The organism is Streptomyces sp. NPDC002536 (assembly GCF_053594995.1).
This window is the reverse complement of the sequence record NZ_JBSFWU010000003.1, coordinates 85,665-112,476: the sequence shown is the minus strand read 5'-3', so window position 1 is coordinate 112,476 and position 26,812 is coordinate 85,665. Positions and strand designations below refer to the sequence as shown.

Sequence of the window (26,812 nt, the reverse complement as noted above, 5' to 3'; positions counted from 1 at the left end):
TCCCGGAGCTTCGATCGCGGCGCGAACGTATTACCCTCAGGGATGTGAATACGCTCGTCAAGCGCCGCCACGTGGACTTCGTCCGCGTCACGACCATGTCCTGTCGCCGCTCCGCCTGACACTTCACGCTGCCGCCCGGCACCTCTGCTGCCGTGGCCTCTTTGCGCTCTTCCTGCTTGTGCTCTTCCTGCATTCCGAGCTCTGCCAGCTTTTTGCTTTCCTAGCCGCTTCCCGGCCCCGCGCTTCCGCACACCTGCGGCGGCTTCGCGGGCCACCCGGTCACCACCGGGTGCGACCGGGCCTTCACGCTGTGGGACACCCCATGATCAACGAGCTTCCCGTCATCGACCTCTCCGCCGCCTCCGGTGGGCCCGACGCCCGCGCCCGTCTCCACGACGCGCTGCACACCGCCGCCCGCGACGTGGGTTTCTTCCACCTGACCGGCCATGGCATCACCCCCGCCGAGACCGATGCACTCATGAGCGCCCTGCGCGCCTTCTTCGCCCTGCCCGAGGCCGAGCGGCTGGCCATCAGCAACCTCAACTCCCCCCATTTCCGCGGCTACACGCGCATCGGCGACGAGCGTACGGGCGGCAGCCAGGACTGGCGCGACCAGCTCGACATAGGCGCCGAGCGGACCCCGCGCATACCCGTCGGCGACGAGCCCGGCTACTGGTGGCTGGAGGGCCCCAACCAGTGGCCCGACTCCCTGCCCGCCCTGCGCGCCAACGCCCTGCACTGGATCGACCGGCTGAGCTCCGTGGCCCGGCAGCTGCTCCACGAGCTGCTCACGTCGATCGGTGCCCCGGCGGACTTCTACGACGAGGCCTTCGCCGAGCGTCCCCACCTGCACCTCAAGCTGGTCCGCTACCCCGGCAGCGCCCCCGACGGCGCGGGGCAGGGCGTCGGCGCCCACAAGGACTACGGCTTCCTGACCCTGCTGCTGCAGGACCAGGTCGGCGGCCTCCAGGTGGAGAACCCGGACGGCACCTTCATCGACGTGCCGCCGCTGCCGGGCGCCTTCGTCGTCAACCTCGGCGAGCTGCTCGAAGTGGCCACCAACGGCTACCTCAAGGCCACCAACCACCGGGTGGTGAGCCCGCCCGGACAGCGGGAGCGCTTCTCGGTCCCGTTCTTCTACAACCCGCGGCTGGACGCCCGGATCGCGCCGGTGCCGTTCCCGCTCGCCGACCGCGCCCCCGGCGTCACCCAGGACGCGGCCAACCCGCTGTTCGCCGAGTACGGCCGCAACGAGATCAAGGGCTGGCTCCGGGCGCACCCCGAGGTCGCGCGCCGCTACCACGCGGACCTGGTCGGGGCGGCGGCCGCCGGCTGACGGGAGGATCCCGGAAGGATCCCGGCGGAAGGACCCCGAAGCAAAGATCACACACGGATCCCGTTTCACCCCCTCGGTCAAGGGTTAGTAAAGTGCAGGGAGGGAATCACTCTCCGTACAGGGCGCTTGGCGCCACGGGGGAGCACGAGGGGCGGGATCATGAAATCGCTGGGGACGGGCATCGGCTGGCGGCCGCAGATCGCCGAAGCCGTCGAAAGGCTGCCGGGAGTCGACTGGGTGGAGGTCGTGGCGGAGAACATCTGCCCGGGCCACCTCCCCGACTCCCTCCGGCGGCTGCGCGAGCGCGGCACGCCCGTCGTCCCGCACGGCGTCTCCCTCGGCCTGGGCGGCGCCGACCGCCCCGACCTCGGCCGCCTGGTCGGGCTGGCCGAACGGGCCGAGGCCCTGGAAGCACCGCTGGTCACCGAGCACATCGCCTTCGTCCGGGCCGGCACGCCGCGGGTGGAGGCCGGGCACCTGCTGCCGGTGCCCCGCACCCGCGACGCCCTGGACGTGCTCTGCGAGAACGTGCGCATCGCCCAGGACGTGCTCCCGGTCCCCCTGGCCCTGGAGAACGTCGCGGCCTTCCTGACGTGGCCGGACGAGGAGTTCACCGAAGGACAGTTCCTGGCCGAGCTGGTGGAGCGGACCGGCGTGCGGCTCCTCGTCGACGTCGCCAACCTCCACACCAACCACGTCAACCGCGGCGAGGATCCGGCATCCGTCCTGGACGAACTGCCCGTCGAGGCCATCGCCTACGTCCACGTGGCAGGCGGCTTCGAGCGCGAGGGCCTGTGGCACGACAGCCACGCCCATCCGGTGTCGCGGCCCGTGCTGGACGTCCTGGCCGCACTGTGCGAACGGGCCACGCCCCCCGGCGTGTTGCTGGAGCGGGACGACAACTTCCCCGAAGCGAGCGTGCTGTCGGCGGAACTCGACGCGATACGGGCCGTGGTGGCCGGGGGAGCGCCCCACCGTGTCTGACCCCGGCGCCACGGCGGCCCGGCAGCGGCTCGCCCAGGCGCAGTCCGCGCTGCTCTCCTCCCTGGTGGCCGGCGCCCCGCCGCCGGCCGGCTTCGACCCCGGGCGGCTGGGAGCGCAGCGGCGTGCTCTGCTCGACAAACGGGCCGGGGTGGCGGCCAGGACGGCTCCCGGACTGCGGGAGATCCTGGGCCGGGACTTCCGGCGCCTGTTCCTCGACCACGCCCAGGGGCGGCCCATGGCCGACGGCTACCGCCGGGATGTGCTCGACTTCGCCCGCGCGCTGCTGAGCACGCCCGACGCCGTCCCCGAAGCGGACCGGCGCCGCCGACTCGCCGCCTGGGTGGCGGAGCAGACGGCTCCGCCCCCGCCCCCCGGACTTCTTCGCCGCCTGGCCACGGCACTGCGCGCGAGCGCCTGACGCCTGCCGCGCGCTGAACGAAAGGCAACCAACCGATGATCTTTGCTGCCCTCGGGGCACTGCTGTGCCTGCTTCTCCCTTCCGTATGGCTGCTGCGGATACGGCGGCAGGCGCGGGGATCCGGCTTCCTCGACCCCGAACCGAGCCTGGTGGAAGCGGCCTATCTGTGCGGCGGCGCGGGCAGGGTCGCCGACACCGTCATCACCAGGATGTACGCCGACAAACGCATCACGGTGAAGAACGACAAGGTCATGGTGGTCGAACCCATCACCCACAACGCCGTGGAGCGCGCGCTGTTGAAGCGCTGTTCCACCTGGAGCAACACCCTGCGCGGGGTGCGCAGGGCAATACGGCGCGACCCTTCGCTGGAAGCCGTGCACGACTCGCTGGTGAAGCAAGGGCTGTTGCTGACGGCGAAGGCATGGCGCTTGTGGCGCCGGGTTGTCGTCGTGCAGCGGGCAGGGCTCTTCGTCGCGGGCTTCATCACGTTCGTGCTGCTGTTCAACACCCGTTCCTACCCCGCACCGTTGATCCTCCTGCCGCTGGTGGTCGCGGGGATCGTGGTGCAGGTGACGTGCCGCCCCCGCAAGGAGTGGATCCCGTACACCGACCGCGGTCGTTCCGTGGCCCAGGACCTGAGGAGGAAGGATCCCTGGCAGGAGAGCGACCCGGCAGTCCATCCCGAAGGCCCCGCCGGGGTCGTCGCCGTGCGGGGGTTCGAGGCCCTGACCGACGACGATCTGCGCAAGCAGTTCGGGAAGGCGGCCGAACAGAGCGAGGCCGCACGGCGTGCCGCCCGGCGCCGCCGGGCGCGCACCTACGGTTCCTCGTCCTCGGCATCCTCAACCTCCTCCTGCTCGACGGTCGTCGTCGGAGCCTCCTGCGACGTCGGCAGCGGATCCGGCTGCGGTTTCGGCGACGGGGGCGGCTCCGGTTGTTCGAGCTCGTCCAGCTCCTCCAGCTGCTCCACCAGCAGCTGTTCCTCCAGCAGTTGCTCCTCCTCCAGCTGCAGCAGCAGTAGCTGCTCCTGAGCCTCCCGCACCGCCGATCGCCCGCAGGGCAGGCGCCGCCAGGCGCCACCGCCGGGTCAGCAGGACCGCCGCGAGGGCCAGGTAGAGGTACGTCAGGACAGGGCGGGCGCTCTCGGACGGCAGGAGGAACTGGGTCACGAAAAAGCCGAACAGACCCGCCGCCTCCCAGGCCCGGAAGCGGAGGTCGAGGAGGACGACCACGGCCAGGACGGTCTGCGCCGCCGTCAGGGCGACCTCGTCGACCTGGCGCTCGACGAGGGGGAGGCCGCCGGGGGAGCCCCCTCCGGCGAGGTAGGCGACCGGGAGCAGGCCGACCAGCAGGGTCCACTGGTTGACCTTGCTGCTCAGCAGCGCCCCGAGACCGTCGTCGCCGCGCAGGCGCCATGCGAAGACGACGGCGACGAGGAGCTCGGGCGCCTCGGTCGCCAGCGGGGCCACCCACTGGACGAGGAGGAAGCGGTCGACGCCCAGCGAACTGCCCGCCCCGACGAGGGAGTTCGCAAAGGGCTCGGCCGAGGCGAAGACGGCCACGGCGGCCGCCGTGAAGAGCGCGGCCGTCACCGGCCGGCGCCGGGACGCGGGCAGTCCGGCCAGCCGGGCCGGCACGCCCACCGGCTCCTCGTCGGTGTCGGCGCCACTGCGGCCGATGCGCCACAGGTAGAACGCGTACCACGGCACCAGGAACAGCGGTACGTACCAGGCGATCTGGCGCGTGAGCGGCATGACGAAGGCGAACACGGCGGCCACCGCGAGGAAACCGATGTCGATCCGGCGGTGCGGGCCCAGCACCACGTCCGGCGGGACCCGCCGCCCGCGCCGGCCGGTGCGGCGCGCCGCGAGGAATCCCGCGAGGGCGACCAGCGGCCAGCCGACGCCGATGAGGAGCCGGTTGGCGCCGGTCATGTTGGCCGCGGCATAGGCCGCGTTCCCGGGCGTGCCGGCCGCGCTGTAGGCGAAGTACAGGTCGACGGCGTATTCGGGCAGCACGGCGACGAAGGCCAGCAGGGACAGGGCCAGTGCGCCGGACATGTCGGCGCGGGCGGTCTCCGCCGCCCACATCAGCAGGACGGCCGCGGCGAGGACCCCGAGGCCGAAGACGAGCATGCCGCCGACGGCCCCGGGATCCGTGCCGGTCAGGCGCAGGGCCAGGGCCGGGACGGTGGCGAGCAGGGCTGCCGAGAGGCGTCCGCGGACGGCCGCGGCACCCGGAGCCGTCCTTGTCGTCGTGGCCATCGTGCTCTCCTCCCGCGCCTCATGCCGTGTCCTTCCGGATCTCCACTCTGCGGGGGCGGGTGAGCGGTGTGCGAGGTATGTTCGGGCATGGCCATGGTCGAAAACGGACATCCGGCGCCGATCGTCGACGTCGGCTACCGGAATCCGCACTGTCCGGCGCTCGGCATGGACATCGGGACCCTCGCCGACGCCCGCAGCCGGGTGCCGCCGGGCGAGGAGGGCGCTCCGCAGCGGCTCGACTTCCATCTCCTCGTTCTGGTGACCCGTGGCCGGGGGACGCACATGATCGATTTCGTCGGGCACGACTGCCGGCCCGGCACGCTGCTGTGGGTCCGCCCGGGCCAGGTCCACCGCTACGCCCCCGAGGCGGGGCTCCGGGCCCGTCTCGTCCTCTTCACCCCGGACTTCCCTTCGCCCTCGACGGCCCGGGGCCTGCTGGACGACCCCCACGGCCCCGCGCACTGGCAGCTTTCCGGGCCCGACCGGGCCGAACTCGCCCTGCACACCGACCTGATCGCCGCCGCCCACGCCGTGCACGAGCAGCAGCCGGCCACCGAGCTGCTGCGGCACCTGCTCACGGCCCTGCTGCTGAGGATCGCCCTGCTGCCCGGCTCCGAACGCGCGCCGGCCCCCGCCGGGGCTGCCGAACTCTTCGCCCGTTTCCGGGCCGCGCTGGAGGAGACGTACGCCGACCACCGGTCCGTCGCCGCCCATGCCGCCGCCCTGGCCACGACGCCCAAGACCCTCACCAGGGCCTGTCACCGGGTGGCGGGGATGTCCGCGAAGGCCGTCGTCGACGCCCGGGTGGCGCTGGAGGCCAAGCGCCTGCTCGCGCACACGGACCTGTCCGCCGCCGCGATCGGACGGCGCCTGGGCTTCACCGAGGCGGCCAACTTCGGCAAGTTCTTCACACGTGCCACGGGGCAGTCGCCCGGGGACTTCCGGCGCGACCCCTTCGTCGCAGAGGCCGGCCCGGGGCCGTCGGGGATTGGGCCGTCCGGCTGAATATGGTCCGCGAGCGTTTGGCCTTCTGTGGGTTGCCGAGACCGGGCGGGACAACCACGGCAACGATACGTCTTGGACCAACAGGCGGACCGGCGAGGAGCATCGTGAAAAGACTCGGGCAGGCGGTGAGCTTCACCGGGGCATGCGGTCTGGTGCTGTTCGGCAGCGGCATCGCGCAGGCGCAGACCAACCCGGCCAGTCCGGGATCCCTGCTGGGCGCCGTGGCGGGCGCCGATCTCGGTACCGTCACGCAAATGGTGTCGGGAGTGGTCTGCAACAACCGCCTCGTCGAGTACAACTACTACTCGCCGAGGATCAAGTCGCCGCACCCTTGTATCAACGGTCCGGTCGACAGCGGAAACAACGAGAACAGCAACAACTTCCTCAACCACGGAAACCCGGTGGACAGCGGCAACATCAAGAACGCCGCCGGTTCCACCAACAGCCTCAACGAGGTCAACGGCCCGAGGTCCAACAGCAGCAACGACACCTCCCTGGGGCACCCGGTCTTCCCCTGAGGACCTCCGACACGCCTCGGCCCCCGGTCACCCGGGGGCCGAGGCGTGTGCAGCTGCCGAGGCGTCGGCTCACGTGAACTGGCCGCCGCCCCCGCCGGTGTGGTCCAGGTGGTTGGAACTGTGCGACGAGGCGCCCGTAGAGGACGAACCGGAGTTGACGGACCCGTTGCTGCTCGTCGGACTGCCGCTGCTGGTGGGAGTCCCGGTCAGCCGGACGTTCTGCGCATTGTTGGTATTGCCGCTGTTCACGGGCCCGTTGACGCAGGTACGGGCCGCCCTGCCCTCGCAGGAGAATCCGGCGGAGATACGGACGAACGTATTGCCTTCGTCGCCGTACCGCCCATGGCCCCAGGCCATGGCGGGCGACGCCGTGCCCCCGGCCAGAAGCAGGCCGAGAAGACCTGCGGCCGCCATCTTCGTGCGACTAGTTCTCTTCACTGTGTGGTCCTGACCTCGCGGTTGGTAAATCCCACCGCCTTGCTACCGGGAGCTCCGGTGCAGGCCAAGTCTGCGCAGCGTCCGGTCCTTCACGTTCACCCGGACGGACCTTCAGTCCGCAGCCGCCTCCACGATCGAGGCGAAGCCGGGCGTGGGCAGGGTGCGGACGGGGCGCAGTCCTGAGCGGGCGAAGAGGGCGTCGAGTTCGGCGGGGCTGCGGGTGCTGCCGCCGAGCGCGGTCATCATCAGGAGGTCGAGGTCCTTGCCCGGGTGCGGGGCGTTGCCCGGCGGCGGGACGGCGTCGACGACCAGGACCCGTCCGCCCGGGGCGAGGGCCCGGCGGCAGGACTGCAGGATGCGGACGCAGTCCTCGTCGCTCCAGTCGGGCAGGACGTGCTTGAGGAGGAGGACGTCGCCCTCCGGGACGGCGGCGAAGAAGTCCCCCGGTTCGGCCCGCCAGCGCCCGGTCAACTCCTCTGTGGCGAGCAGCGGTTCGCGTACCGCCGCAGCCCGGTCGAAGAGGACGCCCGACAGGCCGGGGTGGCGCAGCAGGACGGACCGGAGCAGCCCGCCCCGTCCGCCGCCGACGTCCACGACCGTGCCCCGCTCCGGGAACGGGTACGCGGCCGCGACCACGTCGTCGAGCGGGCCGGAGAAGGCCGCCATCCCGGCGTCGAAGACCTCCCTCGCCGCGCCGTCGGTTTCGAGGTGCTGGAAGAAAGGGGTGCCGAAGACCCTGGGGAAGGCGGACTCCCCGGTGCGCACGGTCCCGGCGAGGTCGGCCGCGGAACGCAGGAACATGTCGTCGGTGAGCAGCAGCACGGCGGAGTGCAGCGAGCCCGGGACGTCGGTGCGCAGCGCGTACGCGGCGGGCGTCAGCCCGAACGCGCCTGTGCCGTCCTCCTGGAAGATGCCGCGCGATGCCAGGTGCCGCAGCAACCGCTGCAGTGCCGCGCCGTCGGTGCCGGTGTCCGCGGCGAGTTCGGCGGCGGTGCGCGGCCCGCCGGCGAGCCGGTCGGCGAGCCGGAGCGAGGCGGCGGTCCGCAGGGCGGCGGAATGGAGGAACCCGAAGGTCTCCTCCATCAGCCGCAGGGCTCCGGAGGTGTCGGAGGCGGCCGGGTGACGGCTGGACGAGGGCTCCACGAGGATCTCCCGGGGACGGCTGGGGGGTACCGGACGGTCACCACCCTTCCAGCCGGCGGCCCGGCCGCGGCACCGGCGCTGTGCGGATCTTCGCCTAGGACTTCCGTCCTACGGCGTTCACAGGAGCCGGTAGGCCGAGTCCCTCGCGTCGGTGATGAACATGTGCCCGGGCGCATGGGTGATGGCGAACGGCGGGGCCGAGGCCATGAGGGCGGCCTGGGGCGTCACTCCGCAGGCCCAGAAGACGGGGACCTCGCCGCTGCGGATCTCGACCGGGTCGCCGAAGTCGGGGGCGCCGAGGTCCTCGATGCCGATCGCGGCGGGGTCGCCGACGTGCACCGGTGCGCCGTGGACGGCGGGCATGAGGGCGGTCAGCCGGCGGGCTTCGGCCACCTGCCCCGCGGGGACGGGCCGCATGGAGACCACCAGCGGGCCGTGCAGCCGGCCGGCGGGCCGGCACGGGCGGTTGGTGACGTACATGGAGACGTTGCGGCCCTGTTCGATGTGGCGCAGCGGAATGCCCGCCGCGCTCAGGGTCGCCTCGAAGGTGAAGCTGCAGCCGATGAGGAACGCCACCAGGTCGTCGCGCCACAGACCGGTGACGTCGGCGGGCTCCGCCACGAGCCGGCCGTCCTGCCACACGCGGTACGTGGGCAGGTCGGTGCGCAGGTCGGCGCCGGGCGCGAGCGGTGTGCCGGGGACGCCGGGCTCGGTGACGTCGAGGACGGGGCAGGGCTGGGGGTTGCGCTGGGCGAACAGCAGGACGTCGTAGGCCCAGTCCCGCGGCACGGCGATCAGGTTGGCCTGGGTCCGGCCGTCGGCCCAGCCGGCGGTGGGCCCTGCCGTGCCGGCCCGGAAGGCCGCGCGGGCCTCGGCCGGGGTTGCGGACGCCTGCGGTCCGGGCAGGCGTGGGGCGATGGTTCCCATGCGCACCTCGCGGAGGTGAGGGTGGAGGGCGGCGAACGGCCGCCGGATACGGCAGCCTAGGGATTGTTGAACAAAATCACAAGGTCTCAACTCCTCGATGCCCCATGGCGGTTGGCCGACGCTCACAGCGCAGCGCGGACGATCTCCAGCGGATGCCAGGCCCGTCGCCCCGTCCCGTGGAGGATCTGCTGGCGGCACGAGGTCCCCGTGGCGACGATCACGGTGTCGTCGGGCTCGGCCCGTACCGCGGGGAAGAGCCGGTCCGCCCCCACGGTCATGGAGAGTGCGTAGTGCTCCGACTCGTAGCCGAACGAGCCCGCCATGCCGCAGCAGCCCGTGTCCGGTTCGACGACCTCGGTGCCGGGCACGGACCCGAGCAGGGCGACGGTGGCCGCGGTGCCGACCTCGGCCTTCTGGTGGCAGTGGCCGTGGTGGAGCAGGCGCCGGCCGGCGGGCCAGGAGTCGGCGCGCAGGCGGAGCCGGCCGTCGGTGACCGCTTCCAGGAGCAGGTCCTCGACCTGGCGGACCCGGCCCGCGAGGTCGGCGACGACAGGGTCGCCGGGGTGCAGGGCGAGGTGTTCGTCCCGCAGGGTCATCAGGCAGGAGGGTTCGCAGCCGACGACCGGCGAACCGGGGGGCGAGGAGGCCGCGATGCGGTGGGCGAGGGCGCGGGACTGTTCCCTGGCATCGTCCAGCAGGCCCTTGGAGAGCGCGGCGCGGCCGCAGCAGCCGCCGCTCTCCAGGCGGACCTCCCAGCCGCAGTGTTCCAGCAGTTCCACGGCGGCGCGGCCGATGCCCGGCTCGGTGTAGGTCGTGAACGAGTCGGCGAGGAAGGTGAGTTGCCCTTGGGGCGCGGGTTGTGCCGTGAGACTCCGCCGATGAGCCCAGCGGACAAGGTTGCTGTGGGCGAAGACGGGCAGCGGCCGGTGCGGGGTGATGCCCAGGGTCCGGTCGAGCAGGGTGCGCAGGAGGGGGATCCGGCCGGGGAGGTTGGACAGGGGAGCGGTGGCGGAGCCGAGCCGGTTGAGGGTGCGGGCGCCGGCGAAGAGACGGGAGCGGGCCGGGACGCCGTGCAGGTCGTGGTGGTGGGAGAGGGCCTCGGCCTTGAGGGTGGCCATGTCGACGCCGAGGGGGCATTCGCTCTTGCACGCCTTGCACATCAGGCACAGGTCGAGGATCTCGTGGAGGCGTTCGTCGCCCAGGGCGTGCCGGGGGTCCGGGGAGGAGAGCGCCTTGACCAGGGCGCCGGCGCGGCCACGGGTGGAGTCGTGTTCCTCGCGGGTGGCCATGTAGGACGGGCACATGGTGCCGGTGCCGGTCTTGCGGCAGGCGCCGATGTTCATGCAGCGGTCGGCGGCGCCGCGCATGCCGTCGACGACGGGGAAGGAGAGCCGGGTGCGCAGCGGCGCGGCGGGGGCGAGGGCGGCGTCGCGCAGGTGGTCGGTCATGGCGGGGGCGTCGACGATCTTGCCGGGGTTGAACCGGTTGTCGGGGTCGAAGAGCCGTTTGACCTCGCGCATGGCCTCGTACAGGCGCGGACCGAAGATCTCCCGGTTGAACTCGCTGCGGGCCAGACCGTCGCCGTGCTCGCTGGAGTTGACGCCGCCGTACTCGCCCACCAGGTCCTTGATCTCCTCGGCGACGGCGCGCAGGGTGCGGACCTGGGCGGGGTCGGCGAGGTCGACGAAGGGCCGGATGTGCAGGCAGCCGACGGAGCAGTGTCCGTAGAAGCCGGCGGTGAGGCCGTACCGGTCGAGGACGGCGCGGAACCGGCGGGTGTAGGCGGCGAGTCGGGAGGGGTGGACGGCGGTGTCCTCGACGAAGGCCAGGGGGCGTCGGGTGCCCTCGCCGGCGGACATCAGCAGGCCGAGTCCCGCCTTGCGGACCGTGAGGAGTGCGGCCTGCCGGTCGGGGGTGAGGGCGTGCAGGGTGTGGTAGCCGTGACCGTGCCGGGCCCACAGGGCGGTGAGTTCATCGAGGCGGCCGCGGAGTTCGTCCGCGTCGTCACCGGTGAAGGCGACGAAGAGCAGGGCGCCGGGGTCGCCTTCGAGGAGGGCGGACAGCGAGGCGTATGCGATCTTCTGCCGGGAGAGTTCGAGGATGGTGCGGTCCAGGAGCTCGACGGTGGCGGGGTCGCAGGCCAGGGCGTCCTCGGTGGCCTCGACGGCGGCGTCGACGTCGGTGAAGTGCCCGACGGCGATGACGGTTCGGGCAGGGGCCGGTACGAGGGCGACGTCGGCGCGGGTGGTGAGGGCGAGGGTGCCCTCGGAGCCGACGAGGAGTTGTGCGGGGTCGAAGGGGTTGCTGTCGGCGAGGCGGTCGAGCCGGTAGCCGCAGGCGCGCCGCCAGAAGGCGGGGAAGTCCTCGGCGATCGCCCGGGAGTTGGCGGCGAGGAGGCGCGGGAGGCCGCGGTGGATGCGGCCTTCGAGGGTGGGCAGGCCGGCGCGGCGGGCGCGTTCGGTCTCGGTGACGGGTGCGAGGCGGGCACAGGTCGCGTCGGAGAGGACGACGTCCAGGGCGCGGACGTGGTCGACGGTCATGCCGTGGCGCAGGGAGCCGCTGCCGGCGGAGTTGTTGCCGATCATGCCGCCGATGGTGGCCCGGTTGCCGGTGGAGGTGTCGGGCCCGAACATCAACCCGTGGGCGGCGGCGGCCCGGTTGAGCCGGTCCTGGACGACTCCGGGTTCCACCACGGCGGTGCGGGTTCCGGGATCGAGGTCGATGATGCGGTGCATGTGGCGGGAGAGGTCGAGGACGAGCCCGGGGCCGACGGTCTGCCCGGCGAGGCTCGTGCCCGCGCCGCGGGCCGTGACGGACACGCCGTGCTCGGCGGCCGCGGCGACCGCCGCGCGGACGTCCTCGGCGTGGCGGGGGAAGGCGACGCCGAGCGGGGTGATGGCGTACATGCTGGCGTCGCGGGAGTACAGGTGGCGGGTGTAGTCGTCGAAGCGGGCCTCGCCGTCGAGGTCGTGGCGGAGCCTTCGGGCGAGGCCGTCGGCCGTGCTGCTGCCGGGAGCCGATGTCACGGGCGTCTCCGTTCAGGGGGCGCGGAGCAGGTCGAGGGCGGCGTCGAGTCCGCGCGGGTCGAGGGGGACGCCGGTGAGCTGGAGTCCCATCTGCACGCCGGCGAGGGTGCCGGCGAGCGTCAGGTCGCCGATCCGGCCGAGATGCCCGATGCGCAGGACGCGGCCGGCGAGCCGGCCCAGCCCCGCGCCCAGGGACATCCCGAAGCGCTCCAGAACGACGGCGCGTACATGATCGGCGTCGTGGCCGTCGGGCAGGACGACGGCGGTGAGGGTGGCGGAGTACTCGCGTTCGTCGGCGCACAGCACCTCGAGTCCCCAGCCGCGCACGGCGGCCCGGGTGGCGGCGCCGTGCCGGGCGTGCCGGGCGAAGACCTGCGGCAGGCCTTCGGCGTGCAGCAGGCGCAGGGCCTCCTCCAGCCCGTAGAGGAGGTTGGTGGCGGGGGTGCTGGGGAAGCGGCCGTGCCGGTTGGCCTCGATGACGGGGCGCCAGTCCCAGAAGGACTTGGGCAGCCGGGCGGTGCGGGCGGCGTCGAGCGCCTTGCGGCTGACGGCGTTGAAGCCCAGCCCGGGCGGGAGCATGAGGCCCTTCTGCGAGCCGGCCACCGTGACGTCGACGCCCCAGGCGTCGTGGCGGTAGTCGATCGAGGCGAGCGAGGAGACCACGTCGACGAGCAGCAGCGCGGGGTGCCCGGCGGCGTCGAGTGCCTGCCGGATCTCGGGAACGCGGCTGGTGACGCCGGTGGAGGTCTCGTTGTGCACGACGCACACCGCTTTGATCAACCGGCCGCCGTCGGCGTCGAGTTCGCGGCGCACGGCGTCCGGGTCGGCGCCGTGGCGCCAGTCGCCCGGGAGGCAGACGACGTCGAGACCGAGGGAGCGGGCCATCTGCTGCCAGAGGGCGGCGAAGTGGCCGGTCTCGCAGAAGAGCACCCGGTCGCCGGGGCTGAGCGTGTTGACCAGGGCGGCCTCCCAGGCGCCGGTGCCGGAGGCGGGATGGATCACGACGGGGCCGTCCGTGCCGAACACCGGCTTGAGGGCGTCGAGCAGCCGGAGGACGAGAGCGGCGAACTCGGGGCCCCGGTGGTCGATCGTCGGCGCCGCGATGGCGCGCAGCACCTGGTCGGGGACGTTGGTGGGGCCGGGGATCTGGAGGAAGTGCTGTCCGATGCGGGAGGCCATCGACGATCAACTCCCAAGTCATTGTGCCGTGTTGTGGCACGCCGTACCGTGAAGAGGCATGCCGGAGGGTAGGCGCGGCGAGCGGAAGGAGTCAATGGATGCAGAACGTCCTCAACGCCCTGCGGACCCTGGAAGAGGTCGCCGCCCGCCAGCCGGCCGGCGTGGCGGAGCTGGCCAGGGCGCTGGGCCTGCCGAAGAGTTCGGTGCAGCGCGCACTGGTCACCCTGCACGACGCGGGCTGGATCCGGCCCACCGGGGAGACGGTCACCCGCTGGGCGGTCACCACCAAGGCGCTGCAGGTGGGCCGGAGCGCCACCGGCGAGCTCGGGCTGCGCGACGTCGCGCTCCCGGTGCTGGAGGAGCTGCGCCGGCGCACCGACGAGACCGTCCACCTGACGGTCCCGGAGGGCGGCAGGGTCGTGCTGATCGAGCGGCTGGAGACGTCCCAACCCGTGCGCATCGTCCTGCCGTTGGGGCAGCAGCTGCCGCTGCACGCCTCCTCGAACGGCAAGGCCGTGCTCGCCGCGAGCCCGCCGGAGGCGATCGAGCGCTGCCTCGCCGAGGGCCTGCCCCGCTACACCGACACCACGATCACCGACCCGGAACGGCTGCGGGCGGAACTGGCCGTCATCCGGGCGCGGGGCTACGCGGCCAACGGCGGCGAGTGGCGCTCGGACGTCTCGGCGGTCGCGGCGGCGGTCGTCGCCGGTTCCGGGCTGCCGGTGGCCGGGATCAGTGTGAACGTCCCCACGAGCCGGATGAGCGAGGCCTCGCGCACGGCGTTCGGCGCGCTGGTCGCGGAGGCGGCGAAGACACTGGGCGCCGCGCTGGCGGGCCGCCGCTGAAAGAAAGCGAGACACATCCGTGTTCCGACAAGTCCCCGACCCCCTCGGGCACCCCGCCCTCAGCGCACTCCTCGCCTCCCTCCCCCTGCTGGTGCTCCTCACCCTGCTCGGCGTTCTGCGCACCGCCTCCCACCGCGCCGCACTCGGCGGCCTGGCCACCGCCGCCCTGATCGCCGCGACCGTCTACCGCATGCCGCTGCCCCAGGTCGTCGACGGTGCAGCCGAAGGAGCGGCCTTCGGCCTGTTCCCCATCGTCTGGATCGTCCTCAACGCCGTCTGGATCAACCGACTGCAACGCGTCGGAGGCCACTTCGACATCGTGGGCAGGACGTTCTCCTCGCTCTCCGGCGACCTGCGCGTGCAGGCCATCCTCATCGCCTACTGCTTCGGCGCCATGGTCGAGTCCCTCTCCGGCTTCGGCACCCCGATCGCGATCACGTCCCTGCTGCTGCTCGCCCTCGGCCTGGGACCGCTCAGGGCGGCGACGGTCGCCACCTTCGCCAACACCGCACCCGCGGCCTTCGGTTCGGTCGGCAACCCGATCCAGGCACTGGCCAAGGTGACCGCGTACCCGGCGCACGACCTCGGCGCCATGGTCGGCCGGCAGTCCGCCGTCATCGCGGCGCTCGTACCGTTCGTCCTGCTGCTCATGCTCGACGGCCGCAGGGGCCTGGCCGAGGCGTGGCCCGCGGCGCTGACCGCCGGTGCGGGCTTCGGCGCGGGACAGTTCCTGTGCTCGAACTACTTCGCCTACCAACTCACCGACATCGTTGCGGCGTTGTGCTCGACGGGTGCGCTGATCGCGCTCTTACGGGTCTGGAAGCCGCGGGGCCGACTGCCCGCACCCGAGGCACCGGAACGCTCCCCGCACCCCGACCGCCCGTCGGAGGTCGCCCGGGCCTTCTCCCCGTACGCGCTCCTGATCGCCCTGTTCGCCCTGACCTCGTACCACGGCCCCGTACAGCGCTTCCTCGCGTCCCAGGACGTGACCTTCTCCTGGCCGGGCCTCGACGTCCTCGGCACGGACGGCCGCCCGGTCACCGTCACCGTCTTCGACTTCGGCTGGCTCGGCGCCTCCGGCACGCTGCTGCTGATCGCCGGAATCCTCACCGCCGTCATCCTGCGCGTACCGGCCCGCCGGGCGGTGCGCTGCTACGCGCAGACCCTGTACGGGCTGCGCCGGGCCGCCCTCACCATCGCGTGCGTCCTCGCCCTCTCCTACGTCATGAACCTCTCGGGCATGGCCGTCTCCCTGGGCACCTGGCTGGCCGGCCTCGGCCGCGCGTTCGCCCTGCTCTCCGGATTCCTCGGCTGGTTCGGCGTGGCCCTGACCGGTTCGGACACGTCCTCCAACGCCCTGTTCGGCGCGATGCAGGTCTCCGCCGCCCGGCAGGCGGGCCTGAACCCTCTGCTGATGGCCGCGACCAACAGCACCGGCGGCGTCCAGGGCAAGGCCGCCGCCATGCAGAACCTGGTGATCGCCGCGGGCGCGCTGGGGATTTCGGGGCGCGAGGGCGAGATCCTCCGCAAGGTGATCGGCTGGAGCCTCGGCGTGCTCACTGCGCTGTGCCTGCTCGCGTGGCTGCAGTCCACGTCGGTCCTGGGCTGGACGGTGCCGGGCGGGTGAACGGCCGCCGGACACCGTCGTACTGCGTGAGGCACCAGGCGCGTCAGTAGCTGGTGACCCAGCCCCGCTTCACCTCGGTGCCCGCCGGGCAGTACACCCACACCTCGCGGAAGTTGGTCATGGGACCGGCGTTCGGGAAGCTGCCGTCCGAGCAGGCGGCGTTGGCGTACCAGGTCGCCTGTCCGATGACGCCGCACTGGACGTGGTAGAAGGGCTGACCGTTGTTGAACCCGATGTACTCGTTCACGCAGTTGAGGTTCGGGGCCCCCGCAGTGGCGGCCTGAGCGGACGGAACGGCCCCGAACAGGGCTCCGGTGAGGGCGAGTCCGGCCACCAGGCCGCCCGTAGACGGCGGTCGCCCGGGCCATGCGGGCCGCGTCGGTCGATCCCGCAGCTCCCCACCGGAACCTGCCGGCCTGAGACACCGGCCGAGCAGGGGAGACGCAGGTCACATTCATCCATGTCACAGCGCGCCGGGCTCGCTCCGTCCTGGTTGTGCAGCCGACGACCTCCACAAAGGAGCACACCATGAACGCCCGTCTGAACGTCTTCGCCAGCCCGGCCACCGGCAAGGTCGTGAAGGGCCTCAACTCGGCAGGCAAGGCAGTCGCGGACTCCGCCCTGCCGGCCGCGACGCAGGAGCTCGTGAAGATCCGTGCCAGCCAGATCAACGGCTGCGGTTTCTGCCTCGACATGCACACCAAGGAGGCCGCCGCGGCCGGTGAGACCTCGACGCGCCTCCACCTGGTCGCGGCGTGGAGGGAGGCCACCGTCTTCACCGACGCCGAGCGCGCGGCGCTGGAGCTGACGGAGCAGGGCACCCGCATCGCCGACGCGGCCGGCGGGGTCACGGACGAGGCATGGGCGAACGCCGCCAAGCACTACGACGAGGAGCAGCTCATCGCCCTGGTGTCCCTGATCGCCCTCATCAACGCCTACAACCGGCTGAACGTCATCGTCCAGCAGCCCGCCGGCGACTACCGGCCCGGCCAGTTCGCATAACGACGCGTGTCTGCGGGGCTGCCTGCGGCAGCCCCGGGACCGCGTTGCCGCACCCGCCGTCCGACCCGCGCAACGCCTGCCAACACCACGCGTGGGGAGCGGAAACGGCAGCCGATGTTGCCGATTGGTCACTCGCCTGGCGCAACGCCTTCGCTCCCCACCATCCTGTGGCTCACCTTCTGGCGACCGGCCTGGGGCGCTGTTCCGACCCCAGTTCGACCAGGTGATGAAAGAGGAGCCATGGACCGTTCGCTGCTGTCGACGAGAGCGACACTGGTGCTGTTACTCGCCGTGCTGGCCGGAGCGGCAGTGGGTCTGCTGTCGGCACTCGCGGGGGACGGGGCGGCGCGCTGTGCGCTGTGCGGGTTCGCCGCGGCGGGCGGCGCCCTGCCGGTGATCAACCGGGTGATCGCTCCCGACCGCGCCGGCGATGAACCCCGGTTGCAGCCGTCGGGGGACGACCATGGGTGAGCTCAGGCCGTTGGCTCAGGAACTCACGCCGGAATCCCGGGCGTTGGCGTTGGCGCTGCGGGAGCTGTTCGAGGGCCTTGAGGTGTCGGTGCGCCGGTACGCGGCACGGCGGGTCCGCGATGCCGGGACCTTCTCCCGCTATCTGGGCGGCACCCGCGTCCCTCCGTGGGAAGTGGTGATGGACCTGCTCACCGACGTTGCCGAGCACCGCGGCACGGCCGCCACTCCGGAGGCCGTCGAGCTCGTCCGCCGCCTGCACCGGGCCGCCGTCGAGACCGGTGCCGCCCCGCGCCACGCGGTCGAGGTTCTCGAGCGGCAACTCGCAGAAGCCGACCGGGTCTCGCGGCGCTCCACCGCACGCGGCGACGCGCTGGGTGACGCCCTGCTGGACCGCAAGCACCGCATCGCGGACCTGGAGGTCCGCCTGAGCCAGCTCGAAGCGGAGTGGAGCGCGGAGCGGGAGCGGGCCGACCGCCTGGCTGCGGCCAACCCCGACGTCACCGAGCTCCTGCGCGAGCGCGACGTGCTCCAGGGCGAAGTCGCCCGGCTGTCGGCCGACTTGCACGCTGCGCAGAAGCAGCGCGAGGAGGCCGAGGAGCGGTGCGCCCTGCTGGAGCGCCAGCTGTCGGCCGTCGAGCAGACCCGGCAGACGGCCGGTGCCCTGCCGACGGCGACGCCGCAGGCCATGCCCAAGGTCCTCATCGTCGACGACCAGTCGGACAACCTGCTGGCCATGACCGCCGTACTGTCCACCCTCGACCAGGAGTTGGTGGCGGTCCCCTCCGGGCAGGAGGCGCTCAAGGCGCTGCTCGACCACGACGACTTCGCCGTGATCATCATGGACGTCCAGATGCCGGACATGGACGGCTACGAGACCGCCGCCCACATCAAACGCCGCCCGCGCAACCGGGACGTCCCCATCATCTTCCTCACCGCCATGGGCGCGGACCCCGAACACTCCGCCCGCGGCTACGCCGCGGGTGCCGTCGACTACATCGGCAAACCGATCGACCCGTGGGTGCTGCGCGCCAAGGTCGCGGTTTTCACCGGTATTTACCTGGAGCGGCGGCGTAGCGCCCCGTAGGGGCGAACGTCACCCGTCCCCGTCCGGACGGACCCCCGGCGCGCCCGCCCGGAGCCCGTCCGTGACGAGGTCGAAGAGGCGCTGGGCGCGCTCGTGCGCGTCGTCGTGCGTGCTGATGTGCCACAGCCCGGAGATGGCGAGCAGGAGGTCGTCGGGGGTCACCCCGGGGCGGATGGTGCCGGCCGTCTCGTTGGCCTCCAGGAGGAGTTCGACGGCGGCCGTGACCGTTGTGTGGCCCCAGCGCGCCGGCGTGGCGGGTGCGCGGGTGGCTTCGCGCATCGCGTCGGCCAGGCCCGCCTTGGCCGACGCGTACTGGGCGAGGCGGTCCAGCCACTCGCGCAGGGCCTGTTCGGGCGGCCGGGTGTCGAGCAGGTGGCGGGCGGCCTCGAAAACCTGTTGCACCTCGAAGCGGTAGACCTCGAGGATGAGTGACTCCCGGTCGGGGAAGTTGCGGTAGAGGGTGCCCTGCCCGACACCGGCCTTCCTCGCGATCGTGCTGAGCGGCACGGCGGGCGAGCGGGTCAGTTCGGCGAGGGCCGCTTCCAGTATGCGCTCGCGGTTGCGCCGGGCGTCCGAACGCCGGGGCAGGGGCTCGTCGTTGTGCTGTGCCGCCTTCGTCCGCACCTGTTTCCTCGCCCTCGGTTCGTTCCGGGCCGTCGGCCCTTGCTGAGCGGACAGCTGTCCGCTAACTTCGGAGACTCGGACTATTTTTCCGGACAACCGTCCGCTTGAGTTCACTCTAGTAGCAATCGCTGTCGCAGTGCGAACCCCTCACGCTGAAAAGGGCCGTTCATGACCGCCTCGACGTCCAGCGTCATCACCTTGCACGTCAACGGAAAACCCCACACGTTCACCGCCGACCACCGCACCACCCTGCTCGACGCCCTGCGCGAGCGCCTCGACCTGACCGGCACCAAGAAGGGCTGCGACCAAGGGCAGTGCGGCGCCTGCACCGTGCTGCTCGACGGCCGTCGCACCGTCGCCTGCCTGCAGCTCGCGGTCGCGGCCGAGGGACGGGCGATCACCACCATCGAGGGCGTCGCCGACGGCGACCGGCTGCACCCGGTGCAGGAGGCGTTCCTCGAACTCGACGGCTATCAGTGCGGTTACTGCACCCCGGGCCAGATCTGCTCGGCCCTCGCGGTCCTCCAGGAGCACGCCGCCGGCTGGCCGAGCGCCGTCACCGCAGACGTCCGCCCCGAGGCGGGCCCGCCCGCCCTCACCGACGACGAGATCCGGGAACGGATGAGCGGCAACCTGTGCCGCTGCAGCGCGTACCCGGCGATCGTCCGGGCCGTCGCACAGGCCGCCAAGGCGGTGTCGGAGTGAGGGAGTTCCGCTACGAGCGCGCCACCGACATGGCCGGTGCACTCGCCCTGCTCGGGGCCGAACCCGACGCCCGCCCGCTCGGCGGCGGCACCAACCTCGTCGACCTGATGAAGAGCGGTGTCGAACGGCCCGCGCTCCTCGTCGACCTGCGCGACCTCCCCCTCGACCGGATCGAGCCCACCGCCGACGGCGGCCTGCGCATCGGCGCGACCGTCACCAACAGCGACCTGGCCGCACATCCCCACGTGCGCAGCCACTACCCGGCCCTGGCGCAGGCCGTCCTCGCCGGTGCCTCGGGCCAGCTGCGCAACATGGCCACCGTCGGCGGGAATCTGCTGCAGCGCACCCGCTGCGGCTATTTCACCGGTGCAGCCGATGACGTCGCACCCTGCAACAAGCGCGTCCCGGGCAGCGGCTGCGCCGCCCTCGCGGGCGAGCACCGCAACCATGCCGTCCTCGGCGCCTCCCCGCACTGCGTGGCCGTGCACCCCTCCGACATGGCGGTGGCCCTGGCGGCCTTCGACGCGGTCGTCGCCTACGAAACCCTGGACGGGCCCGGTGAGTTACCGCTCGCCGAGTTCTACCGGCCGGTCGGAAGCACCCCGCAGGCGGAGACCGCCTTGCCGCCCGGCGCGCTGATCACCGGCATCGTCCTGCCACCGGCACCGATCGCCGCCGCCTCCCGCTACCGCAAGGTGCGTGAGCGCGCCTCGTACGCCTTCGCCATCGGCTCGCTCGCCGCCGCCCTCGACGTACGGGACGGCATCGTGCACGAAGCGCGCCTCGCCTTCGGCGCGGTCGCCTCCCGCCCGTGGCGGGCCCGGCAGGCCGAGCGCGTCCTGACCGGGAGCCCGGCCGGGGCTGCGGCGTTCGCGGCGGCCGCCGACGCCGAACTGGCCGCCGCCCGGCCCCTCCCGCACAACGCCTACAAGCTGCCGCTCATGCGCAACCTGGCCGTCAGCGTCCTGACCGAACTCGCCGAGGAGGCCGCCCGATGACCACGGCAACGACATCGGCAACGACCACCGGACTCGCGCCCCGGGCCGTCGGCACGCCGCACGTCCGCCGGGAAGGCCGCGACAAGGTCACCGGCGCCGCCCGCTACGCGGCCGACTTCCCCGCCGACGGACTGGCCCACGGCTGGATCGTGGTGTCCACGGTGGCCCGCGGCCGCATCCGTTCCGTCGACGACATCGCCGCCCTGAAGATGCCCGGCGTGCTCGCGGTCCTGCACCACGACAACGCACCCCGCCTGAAAGAGGACTTCGTCGGCACCTTCGGACCCGACGCCACCACGCAGGTCCTCCAGCACGACCGCGTGCCCTACGCGGGCTGGCCGGTCGCCTGCGTCGTGGCCGAGACCCCCGAACAGGCCAGGGAAGCCGCGGAGACGCTCGTCGTCACCTACGACACCGCACCGCACGACGCGGACTTCCGCCCCGAACACCCCGGCGCCTGCACACCGGAGGCGGCGGGCATGGGACCGGCCCGCACGGACAAGGGCGACGTCGAGGCCGAACTCGCCGCCTCCGACGTCGTGGTGGACGCCCGGTACACCACCGCGGAGGAACACCACAACCCGATGGAGCCGCACGCGGCCATGGCACGCTGGGACGCCGGCCGGCTCGAAGTCGTCGACACCACCCAGGGCGCCTACGCGACGGCGCAGGACCTCGCCCGGCTCTTCGGCCTCGACCCCGCCTCGGTGCACCTGCGGTCCGAGCACGTCGGCGGCGGCTTCGGCTGCAAGGCCCAGGTCCGCCCGCACCTCATCCTCGCCGTCATGGCGACGACCCTGCTCGAACGCCCCGTCCGCATCGCGCTCACCCGGACCCAGACGTTCACGCTCATCGGCCACCGCAGCCCCACCGCCCAGCGCGTCCGGCTGGGCGCCGGCACCGACGGCCGGCTGCGAGCCCTGGAGCACTCGGCGCTCAGTGCCACCTCCACGGTCCGCGATTTCGTCGAACCGAGTGCCACGTACGCGCGTTCCATGTACGACGCGAGCGGCCACCGCACGGTCCACAGCGTGGTGCGCCTCGACGTCCCCACGCCGACCTATATGCGCGCGCCGGGCGAGGCCCCCGGGTCGTTCGCCATGGAGTGCGCGCTCGACGAACTGGCCGAGCGGTGCGGCCTGGACCCGATCGTCCTGCGTGCCCGCAACGAGCCCGCCGCCGGCCCCGTCTCCGGGCTGCCCTTCGCCGGGCGCCGCCTGCTCGACTGCTTCACCGAAGGATCCCGCCGGTTCGGGTGGGCCGAGCGCGATCCGCGGCCCGGCGTCCGCCGCGACGGCCGCTGGCTCGTCGGCACCGGCACGGCCGCGTCCACCTTCTTCACGGGCGTCTTCCCGGCGACCGCCGCCGTGACGGCCTGCGCGGACGGCAGCTTCACCGTGCGCATCACCGCGGCGGACATCGGGACGGGCGCGCGCACCGCCCTGGCCCAACTGGCCGCGGATGCACTGGAAGTGGGCCAGGACCGGGTGCACGTGCTCATCGGCGACAGCGACTTCGGCAACGCGTGGCTGGCCGGCGGCTCCATGGGCACCCGCTCCTGGGGCTGGGCGGTCACACTGGCGGCACGCGAGCTGCGGGAGCGCCTCGCCCTCGGCGCGGACATCCCGGCGGACGGCATCACCGTGCGCTCCGACACGGAACAGGCGGTGCGGGCTCTCGCCGAGTACGAACGGCACGCGTACGGGGCCCAGTTCGCCGAGGTCGCCGTGGATCCCGGCAGCGGCGAGATCCGCGTACGCCGCATGCTCGGCATCTTCGCCGCGGGCCGCATCGTCAACCCGCTCACCGCCCGCAGCCAGTTGACCGGCGGCATGATCTGGGGTCTGTCCATGGCCCTGCACGAGGAGGCCGTCCGCGACACCGCCTCGGGCGGCCTGGTCAACGCCGACCTCGCGGGCTATCACATCGCGGCCCACGCGGACGTGCCCGCCATCGAGGTGGACTGGCTGGACGACGCGGACCCGGACGACCCGGTGGGCATCAAGGGCATCGGCGAGATCGGCACGGTGGGGTCCGCGGCGGCGGTCGCCAACGCCGTCTGGCACGCGACCGGCGTCCGCCACCGGGACCTGCCGATCCGGCCCGACCGCGTCCTGATGCAGGGGCAGGACAGTGCTGGACATCGCTGAGGAACTGGCCCGATGGGCCGCCGAAGGGCGGGACTTCGCCGTCGCCACCGTCGTGGCCGTGAGCGGCAGCGCCCCGCGCGGCCCCGGCGCCGCCCTGGCCGTGGACGGCCGCGGCGAGGCCGTCGGCTCGGTCTCCGGGGGCTGCGTGGAAGCAGCGGTGTACGACCTGTGCGTCCGGGCGCTCCAGGACGGGACGGTGCTCCGGGAGCGGTTCGGCTACAGCGACGAGGACGCCTTCGCGGTGGGCCTGACCTGCGGCGGCACCCTTGAGGTCGTGGCCGCCCCGTTCCCCGTGGCCGCACCGGGCCGGGCCGTGCTCGCGCGGGCGCTCACGGCTGCCGCCGACGGCGAGGCGGTGGCCCTGGCCCGGGTCGTCCGGGGCCCGGACGAACTCCTGGACGGGATCCTGCTCGTCCGGCCCGACGGGTCCTCCGAGGGCGGCCTCGGCGGCCGGCCCGAGCTGGACCGTACCGCCGTGGCCGAGGCGCGGGCGCTGCTCGGTACGGGCCGCACCGGCACCGTCGAGCTGTCGCAGGACGGAGCGCACTGCCCCGGCGGGGTGACGCTCCTGGTCGAGCCGTCCCTCGAACCACCGCGCCTGATCGTCTTCGGGGCGGTCGACTTCACGGCGGCGCTGGTCCGGGTCGGCAAGTTCCTCGGCTACCACGTCACCGTGTGCGACGCGCGCCCTGTGTTCGCCACGGCGGCGCGCTTCCCCGAGGCGGACGCCGTCGTGGTCGACTGGCCGCACCGCTACCTGCGCCACACCGCCGTCGACACCCGCACGGTGCTGTGCGTCCTCACCCACGACGCCAGGTTCGACGTGCCGCTGCTGAGGGACGCCCTGCGCCTGCCGGTCGCCTTCGTCGGCGCGATGGGCTCGCGCCGCACCCATCGCGACCGCGTGCGCCGGCTGCGCGAAGTGGGCGTCGGCGAGGCCGAGTTGGCACGCCTGCGCGCCCCCATCGGCCTGGATCTGGGCGGCCGCACACCGCAGGAGACGGCCCTGTCCATCGCGGCGGAGATCGTCGCCGCCCGGCACGGCGCCACGGGCCTCCCGCTCACCGGGACCCGCACGGCGATCCACCACGTCCCCGACCCGCCGGCACGGGTCGCAGGCTGAGCGGCGGGACTCCGGCATGCGGGTGCCTCTGCCGCCCCCCGACGGCAGAGACACCACGACCCGGCCTCACTTCGGCGACGTCACATACGACGTCATTGTGCACGGCCAGTAGCCCGTCTCGGGCTCCTCCTCCAGCAGCAGCTGCAGAGCAGTCACGTCACGCTCCATCCCATGTCACCCCCTCTCGTGTCCGGTCGCAGTGGTGCTCACCGGGCCGGTCCGGCCCGGTGAGGACTCGGGGCAGCCACATGCGGGGGCCGCCGTCGCGCAGACGCAGCAGGAAGGCGAGGACTCCGGCCAGTCCGGTGCCGTAGGCGGGGCCGGCCGAGAGACCGGTCTCGTCCGGTGCGAGCATCCGCCCGTCCCGCAGGGTGTGGCGCACCTGGACGGCGGCGGCGAGTTCCTCGGCCCACTGCCGGTAGCGCTGTTGTCCGCTCGCCCCGGCGAGGTCGAGAAGGAACTCCCCGTCGCCCGCCAGCCCGTGGCACTGGGCGGTTGCGGTGTGCCAGCGCGAACGGCGGACGGCGAGCGCGGCCTGTCCGGCGGCTTCCTGAAGGTCTTCCTGCAGACGGGGATCGCCGCTGTCCTGCCCTGCACGCAGCAGGAAGGTGCCGATTCCCGAAGAGCCGCTGCACCAGTTGGTCCTGCGGACGCGGGACGAAGGGCCGGAGGTCCAGTAGGCGGCGCCGTCGTCGAGTTCGACCTGCGCCAGGAGGGTGCGTGCCGCGGCGTCCGCCGTCCCGCGGCAGGCAGGGTCGCCGGTCGCGCGCCCCGCGGCGAGCAGGAAGGCGCCGATGCCCGCAATGCCGTGGGCGAAGCCGTGGTGGACGAGGCCTGCGAGGCCGGACGGCCAGTCCCGTGGGATCTGCCAGTGGACGAACCCGTCGCGGCGGACGGCCGCCGACATCACCGCGGCGGCGGCCTCGCGCGCCCGGTCGAGGAAGTCGTCTGCGTCGGTGGCTTCCCAGAAGCGGAGCTGGGTCATGCCCGCTCCGGCGGCACCGTGGCAGATGTCCGGGTTGGGCCAGCGGACCGGGACCCGGCGGGCCAGCTCGGCCGCGCGGTCCGCCAGTTCGCCGTCGGCGAGGACCTCGGCCGCGTCGAGCAGGGCCCACGCCGTGCCGGACCGGCCGAAGTACAGGCCCGGCAGCACCCGTGGCTCGCGGCCGCAGCGCTGCACGATCCAGTCGGCGGCCGTGGCGACGGCCTCGCGCAGGGCCGGGTCCGGCGCGGTGCGGCAGGCGCGGGCGAGGACGCCGAGAATCCCGGCGGCACCGTTCTGGACGGTGAAGGGATCGTCGTTCATACCGGAGGACTGCGGCGCCCAGAGCCAGTCCGCGGCGTCGCGGTCCATCGTGGCGAGCAGGTGGTCGAGCGAGTCGTCGGTCAGCTGCTTGAGACCGGCCGGGGCGGCCGCCACCGGTGTTCCGCGGCCGGACGTCAGGGCGCGCCGCACATCGGCCGGGCCCGGGCGCCGGGCGGGCTCCTCGTGCAGCAGATCGAGGACGACCGGGGCGAGCTCCCGCGCGGCGGGGTTGCCCGGGCACACGTGGCCCAGCCAGTGCTCGATCCGCCGGCGGCCCGGGCGCACAGGAGGATCGTCCGGCGCGAGCAACGGGTCGGCGCCGGTGAGGAGATGGAAGAGCGTGGCACCGAGGCCGTGGAGATCAGCGGCCGGCCCGGGAGCAGGGCCGGTCACGGGTGCGTCCACCTGCTCGGGCGCCGCGTAGCCCGGCGTGTACGCGCGCAGGACCTGGTCCCCGGGGCGGGCGAGCAGTTCGAGGTCGATCAGGCGGAGCTCGCGGGCCTCGGTGACCATGACGTTGTTGGGAGTGAAGTCCCTGATGACGAAGCCCTTGAGATGGACGAGCTCCACCAGGCCGACCAGCCGGGCGGCGAGGTCCCGGGCGGTGTCCGGGGGCAGGCCCCAGGTTCCGCCGTCGTCCGGCGCGATGTGCCGGGCGACCCACTGCCGGAGGGTGACACCTGCCACGGCCTCCTGGACGAGAAAGAGATCGCCCTGTTGCTCGAAGAGCGCGACCGGGCGCGGAGTGAGGCCGGAGGGCGCGAACAGCTCCAGCATGGCGGCCTCGTGCCGGCGCGTGTCGCGCGCGTCCTGCCCGGCCAGGGTGTTGCCCGTGTGGGGCCGCGCCTGCTTGACGATGACGGGCGCGCCCGTGCGCGTGTCCGTCGCCCGGTACACCCCGCCGGTGAACGCGTGCCGGACGACCTCGTCGACGACGTACCGGTCGTCGAGCCGTACCGGCTTGGGGGCCGTACCGTCCGCCGCCGGGGGAGCGGTGCGCTCTGTGGTGAAGGGGTCCTGCGGTGCCCACGGCGGCGGGGAGAACCATGCGGCGCGCCGGTCCAGGACGAGCGAGCCGTCGGGTGCCATCAGCATGGCCTCGTATGTCGCTTCGTTGCCGAGCATGGTGATGCCCCGGTACACGCCGAAGCGGTAGTGCACGAGGCTGCCGGGGCGGTACGGGCGGTCCGAGAGGATGCCCGGGCCGGGCAGCCCCCGGGTGGCCCGGTCCAATTCGCTGGCCAGTTCGCGCAGTTCGCGGTCGCCGCATTCCGGGTAGACGGTGATGAACTTGCCGCCCGCGCCGCGGTCGGCCTGCCGGGAGGTGAGTTCGGCGACGCGGCCGAGCGTGGCGGCGAACTTGAACGTGCACCGGCGGCGGGCCAGCACCTCGGCCGACCGGGCCAGCACCAGTACGGCGGAGAGGGGAGTGGCGGACAGGTGCAGCTTCCACCCCTGGACCCGGGTGGGCGTGCCCGCCGGCCTGACCTGGCACCAGAACTCCCCCGGTGCGACCTGCCAGTCGTCGGGTGCGTGCCGGGCGAGGACGGACCGGACACAGTCCACGAGGAGCGAGCCGTCGTCCCCGTCCGCGTCGGTGCGGCTTCTGGTGGTCATCTGCCTGCCTGTCTCCCTGTCC

General features: G+C 73.0%; 22 protein-coding genes and 2 pseudogenes. 14 read left to right on the top strand and 10 right to left on the bottom strand.

Translation table 11 applies throughout. From position 1 onward, the window contains the following. The first annotated feature begins 322 nt into the window (after window positions 1-322). The 3 genes and pseudogenes from ACWD4B_RS02285 to ACWD4B_RS02275 form a co-directional block, all read left to right on the top strand. A complete protein-coding gene (locus ACWD4B_RS02285) occupies window positions 323-1,336 on the top strand; it encodes an isopenicillin N synthase family dioxygenase (protein WP_451418981.1) in 1,014 nt (337 codons plus the stop codon). 159 nt (window positions 1,337-1,495) lie between these two features. After that, window positions 1,496-2,738: pseudogene (locus tag ACWD4B_RS02280) on the top strand (DUF692 domain-containing protein). Between the two features lie 35 nt (window positions 2,739-2,773). Beyond that, a pseudogene (locus ACWD4B_RS02275) lies at window positions 2,774-3,454 on the top strand (TIGR04222 domain-containing membrane protein); the annotation flags it as partial. A 126-nt stretch (window positions 3,455-3,580) separates the two neighbouring features. Here ACWD4B_RS02275 and ACWD4B_RS02270 read toward each other — a convergent pair. Continuing rightward, a complete protein-coding gene (locus ACWD4B_RS02270) occupies window positions 3,581-5,002 on the bottom strand; it encodes a sodium/calcium exchanger protein (protein ID WP_451418980.1) in 1,422 nt (473 codons plus the stop codon). Between the two features lie 87 nt (window positions 5,003-5,089). On the opposite strand from ACWD4B_RS02270, the gene ACWD4B_RS02265 reads away from it, so the two are divergent. Together ACWD4B_RS02265 and ACWD4B_RS02260 are read left to right on the top strand one after the other, a co-directional pair. Continuing rightward, complete coding sequence (locus tag ACWD4B_RS02265; RefSeq protein WP_451418979.1) at window positions 5,090-6,007, top strand: AraC family transcriptional regulator; 918 nt, start codon at window positions 5,090-5,092, stop codon at window positions 6,005-6,007. A 104-nt stretch (window positions 6,008-6,111) separates the two neighbouring features. Continuing rightward, complete coding sequence (locus ACWD4B_RS02260) at window positions 6,112-6,525, top strand: hypothetical protein (RefSeq protein WP_451418978.1); 414 nt, start codon at window positions 6,112-6,114, stop codon at window positions 6,523-6,525. A 69-nt stretch (window positions 6,526-6,594) separates the two neighbouring features. On the opposite strand, the gene ACWD4B_RS02255 is transcribed toward ACWD4B_RS02260, so the two are convergent. The 5 genes from ACWD4B_RS02255 to ACWD4B_RS02235 form a co-directional block, all read right to left on the bottom strand. After that, window positions 6,595-6,963 carry a hypothetical protein gene (locus ACWD4B_RS02255; RefSeq protein ID WP_451418977.1) on the bottom strand — a complete coding sequence of 123 codons (369 nt, stop codon included), beginning with the start codon at window positions 6,961-6,963 and terminating at the stop codon, window positions 6,595-6,597. 111 nt (window positions 6,964-7,074) lie between these two features. After that, entirely contained in the window at window positions 7,075-8,106 is a 1,032-nt protein-coding gene (locus ACWD4B_RS02250; protein WP_451418976.1) for a methyltransferase, read from the bottom strand. 117 nt (window positions 8,107-8,223) lie between these two features. Next, a complete protein-coding gene (locus ACWD4B_RS02245) occupies window positions 8,224-9,033 on the bottom strand; it encodes a putative hydro-lyase (protein WP_451418975.1) in 810 nt (269 codons plus the stop codon). Window positions 9,034-9,155: 122 nt separating this feature from the next. Beyond that, window positions 9,156-12,059, bottom strand: coding sequence for an FAD-binding and (Fe-S)-binding domain-containing protein (locus ACWD4B_RS02240; RefSeq protein WP_451418974.1), 2,904 nt, complete (start codon window positions 12,057-12,059; stop codon window positions 9,156-9,158). Between the two features lie 12 nt (window positions 12,060-12,071). Beyond that, window positions 12,072-13,238 (bottom strand): pyridoxal-phosphate-dependent aminotransferase family protein, encoded by a 1,167-nt coding sequence (locus ACWD4B_RS02235; protein ID WP_451418973.1) that lies wholly within the window; start codon window positions 13,236-13,238, stop codon window positions 12,072-12,074. Window positions 13,239-13,336: 98 nt separating this feature from the next. Between ACWD4B_RS02235 and ACWD4B_RS02230 the strand changes: the two genes are divergently transcribed. Both ACWD4B_RS02230 and ACWD4B_RS02225 read left to right on the top strand, forming a co-directional pair. Then, window positions 13,337-14,083: an IclR family transcriptional regulator gene (locus tag ACWD4B_RS02230; protein WP_451418972.1), complete on the top strand. Its 747-nt coding sequence runs from the start codon at window positions 13,337-13,339 to the stop codon at window positions 14,081-14,083. Between the two features lie 19 nt (window positions 14,084-14,102). Continuing rightward, a complete protein-coding gene (locus ACWD4B_RS02225; protein WP_451418971.1) occupies window positions 14,103-15,710 on the top strand; it encodes an L-lactate permease in 1,608 nt (535 codons plus the stop codon). Window positions 15,711-15,753: 43 nt separating this feature from the next. Here the strand turns inward: ACWD4B_RS02225 and ACWD4B_RS02220 are convergent, their stop codons facing one another. Continuing rightward, a complete protein-coding gene (locus ACWD4B_RS02220) occupies window positions 15,754-16,044 on the bottom strand; it encodes a hypothetical protein (protein ID WP_451418970.1) in 291 nt (96 codons plus the stop codon). 194 nt (window positions 16,045-16,238) lie between these two features. Between ACWD4B_RS02220 and ACWD4B_RS02215 the strand changes: the two genes are divergently transcribed. From ACWD4B_RS02215 to ACWD4B_RS02205, 3 genes are all read left to right on the top strand, one after another. After that, the gene (locus ACWD4B_RS02215; protein ID WP_451418969.1) at window positions 16,239-16,712 is read left to right on the top strand and encodes a carboxymuconolactone decarboxylase family protein; all 474 of its coding nucleotides are present in this window, start codon (window positions 16,239-16,241) and stop codon (window positions 16,710-16,712) included. Window positions 16,713-16,952: 240 nt separating this feature from the next. Further along, window positions 16,953-17,183: a hypothetical protein gene (locus ACWD4B_RS02210; RefSeq protein WP_451418968.1), complete on the top strand. Its 231-nt coding sequence runs from the start codon at window positions 16,953-16,955 to the stop codon at window positions 17,181-17,183. Continuing rightward, the gene (locus tag ACWD4B_RS02205) at window positions 17,176-18,267 is read left to right on the top strand and encodes a response regulator (RefSeq protein ID WP_451418967.1); all 1,092 of its coding nucleotides are present in this window, start codon (window positions 17,176-17,178) and stop codon (window positions 18,265-18,267) included. The genes ACWD4B_RS02210 and ACWD4B_RS02205 overlap by 8 nt, the downstream gene beginning before the upstream one ends. A 9-nt stretch (window positions 18,268-18,276) precedes the next feature. Here the strand turns inward: ACWD4B_RS02205 and ACWD4B_RS02200 are convergent, their stop codons facing one another. After that, complete coding sequence (locus tag ACWD4B_RS02200; protein ID WP_451418966.1) at window positions 18,277-18,891, bottom strand: TetR/AcrR family transcriptional regulator; 615 nt, start codon at window positions 18,889-18,891, stop codon at window positions 18,277-18,279. A gap of 168 nt (window positions 18,892-19,059) precedes the next feature. On the opposite strand from ACWD4B_RS02200, the gene ACWD4B_RS02195 reads away from it, so the two are divergent. From ACWD4B_RS02195 to ACWD4B_RS02180, 4 genes are read left to right on the top strand one after another with little or no spacing between them, the layout of a single operon-like run. Further along, complete coding sequence (locus ACWD4B_RS02195; RefSeq protein WP_451418965.1) at window positions 19,060-19,596, top strand: (2Fe-2S)-binding protein; 537 nt, start codon at window positions 19,060-19,062, stop codon at window positions 19,594-19,596. After that, the gene (locus tag ACWD4B_RS02190) at window positions 19,593-20,594 is read left to right on the top strand and encodes an FAD binding domain-containing protein (protein WP_451418964.1); all 1,002 of its coding nucleotides are present in this window, start codon (window positions 19,593-19,595) and stop codon (window positions 20,592-20,594) included. The genes ACWD4B_RS02195 and ACWD4B_RS02190 overlap by 4 nt, the downstream gene beginning before the upstream one ends. After that, window positions 20,591-22,744 (top strand): xanthine dehydrogenase family protein molybdopterin-binding subunit, encoded by a 2,154-nt coding sequence (locus ACWD4B_RS02185; RefSeq protein WP_451418963.1) that lies wholly within the window; start codon window positions 20,591-20,593, stop codon window positions 22,742-22,744. The genes ACWD4B_RS02190 and ACWD4B_RS02185 overlap by 4 nt, the downstream gene beginning before the upstream one ends. After that, entirely contained in the window at window positions 22,728-23,867 is a 1,140-nt protein-coding gene (locus ACWD4B_RS02180) for an XdhC family protein (RefSeq protein WP_451418962.1), read from the top strand. Before ACWD4B_RS02185 ends, ACWD4B_RS02180 begins: the two co-directional genes overlap by 17 nt. Window positions 23,868-23,933: 66 nt before the next feature. On the opposite strand, the gene ACWD4B_RS02175 is transcribed toward ACWD4B_RS02180, so the two are convergent. Together ACWD4B_RS02175 and lanL are read right to left on the bottom strand one after the other, a co-directional pair. Then, window positions 23,934-24,023: a hypothetical protein gene (locus ACWD4B_RS02175; RefSeq protein WP_336412250.1), complete on the bottom strand. Its 90-nt coding sequence runs from the start codon at window positions 24,021-24,023 to the stop codon at window positions 23,934-23,936. A gap of 1 nt (window position 24,024) precedes the next feature. Further along, window positions 24,025-26,790, bottom strand: coding sequence for a class IV lanthionine synthetase LanL (gene lanL / locus ACWD4B_RS02170; RefSeq protein ID WP_451418961.1), 2,766 nt, complete (start codon window positions 26,788-26,790; stop codon window positions 24,025-24,027). Between the last annotated feature and the right edge of the window lie 22 nt (window positions 26,791-26,812).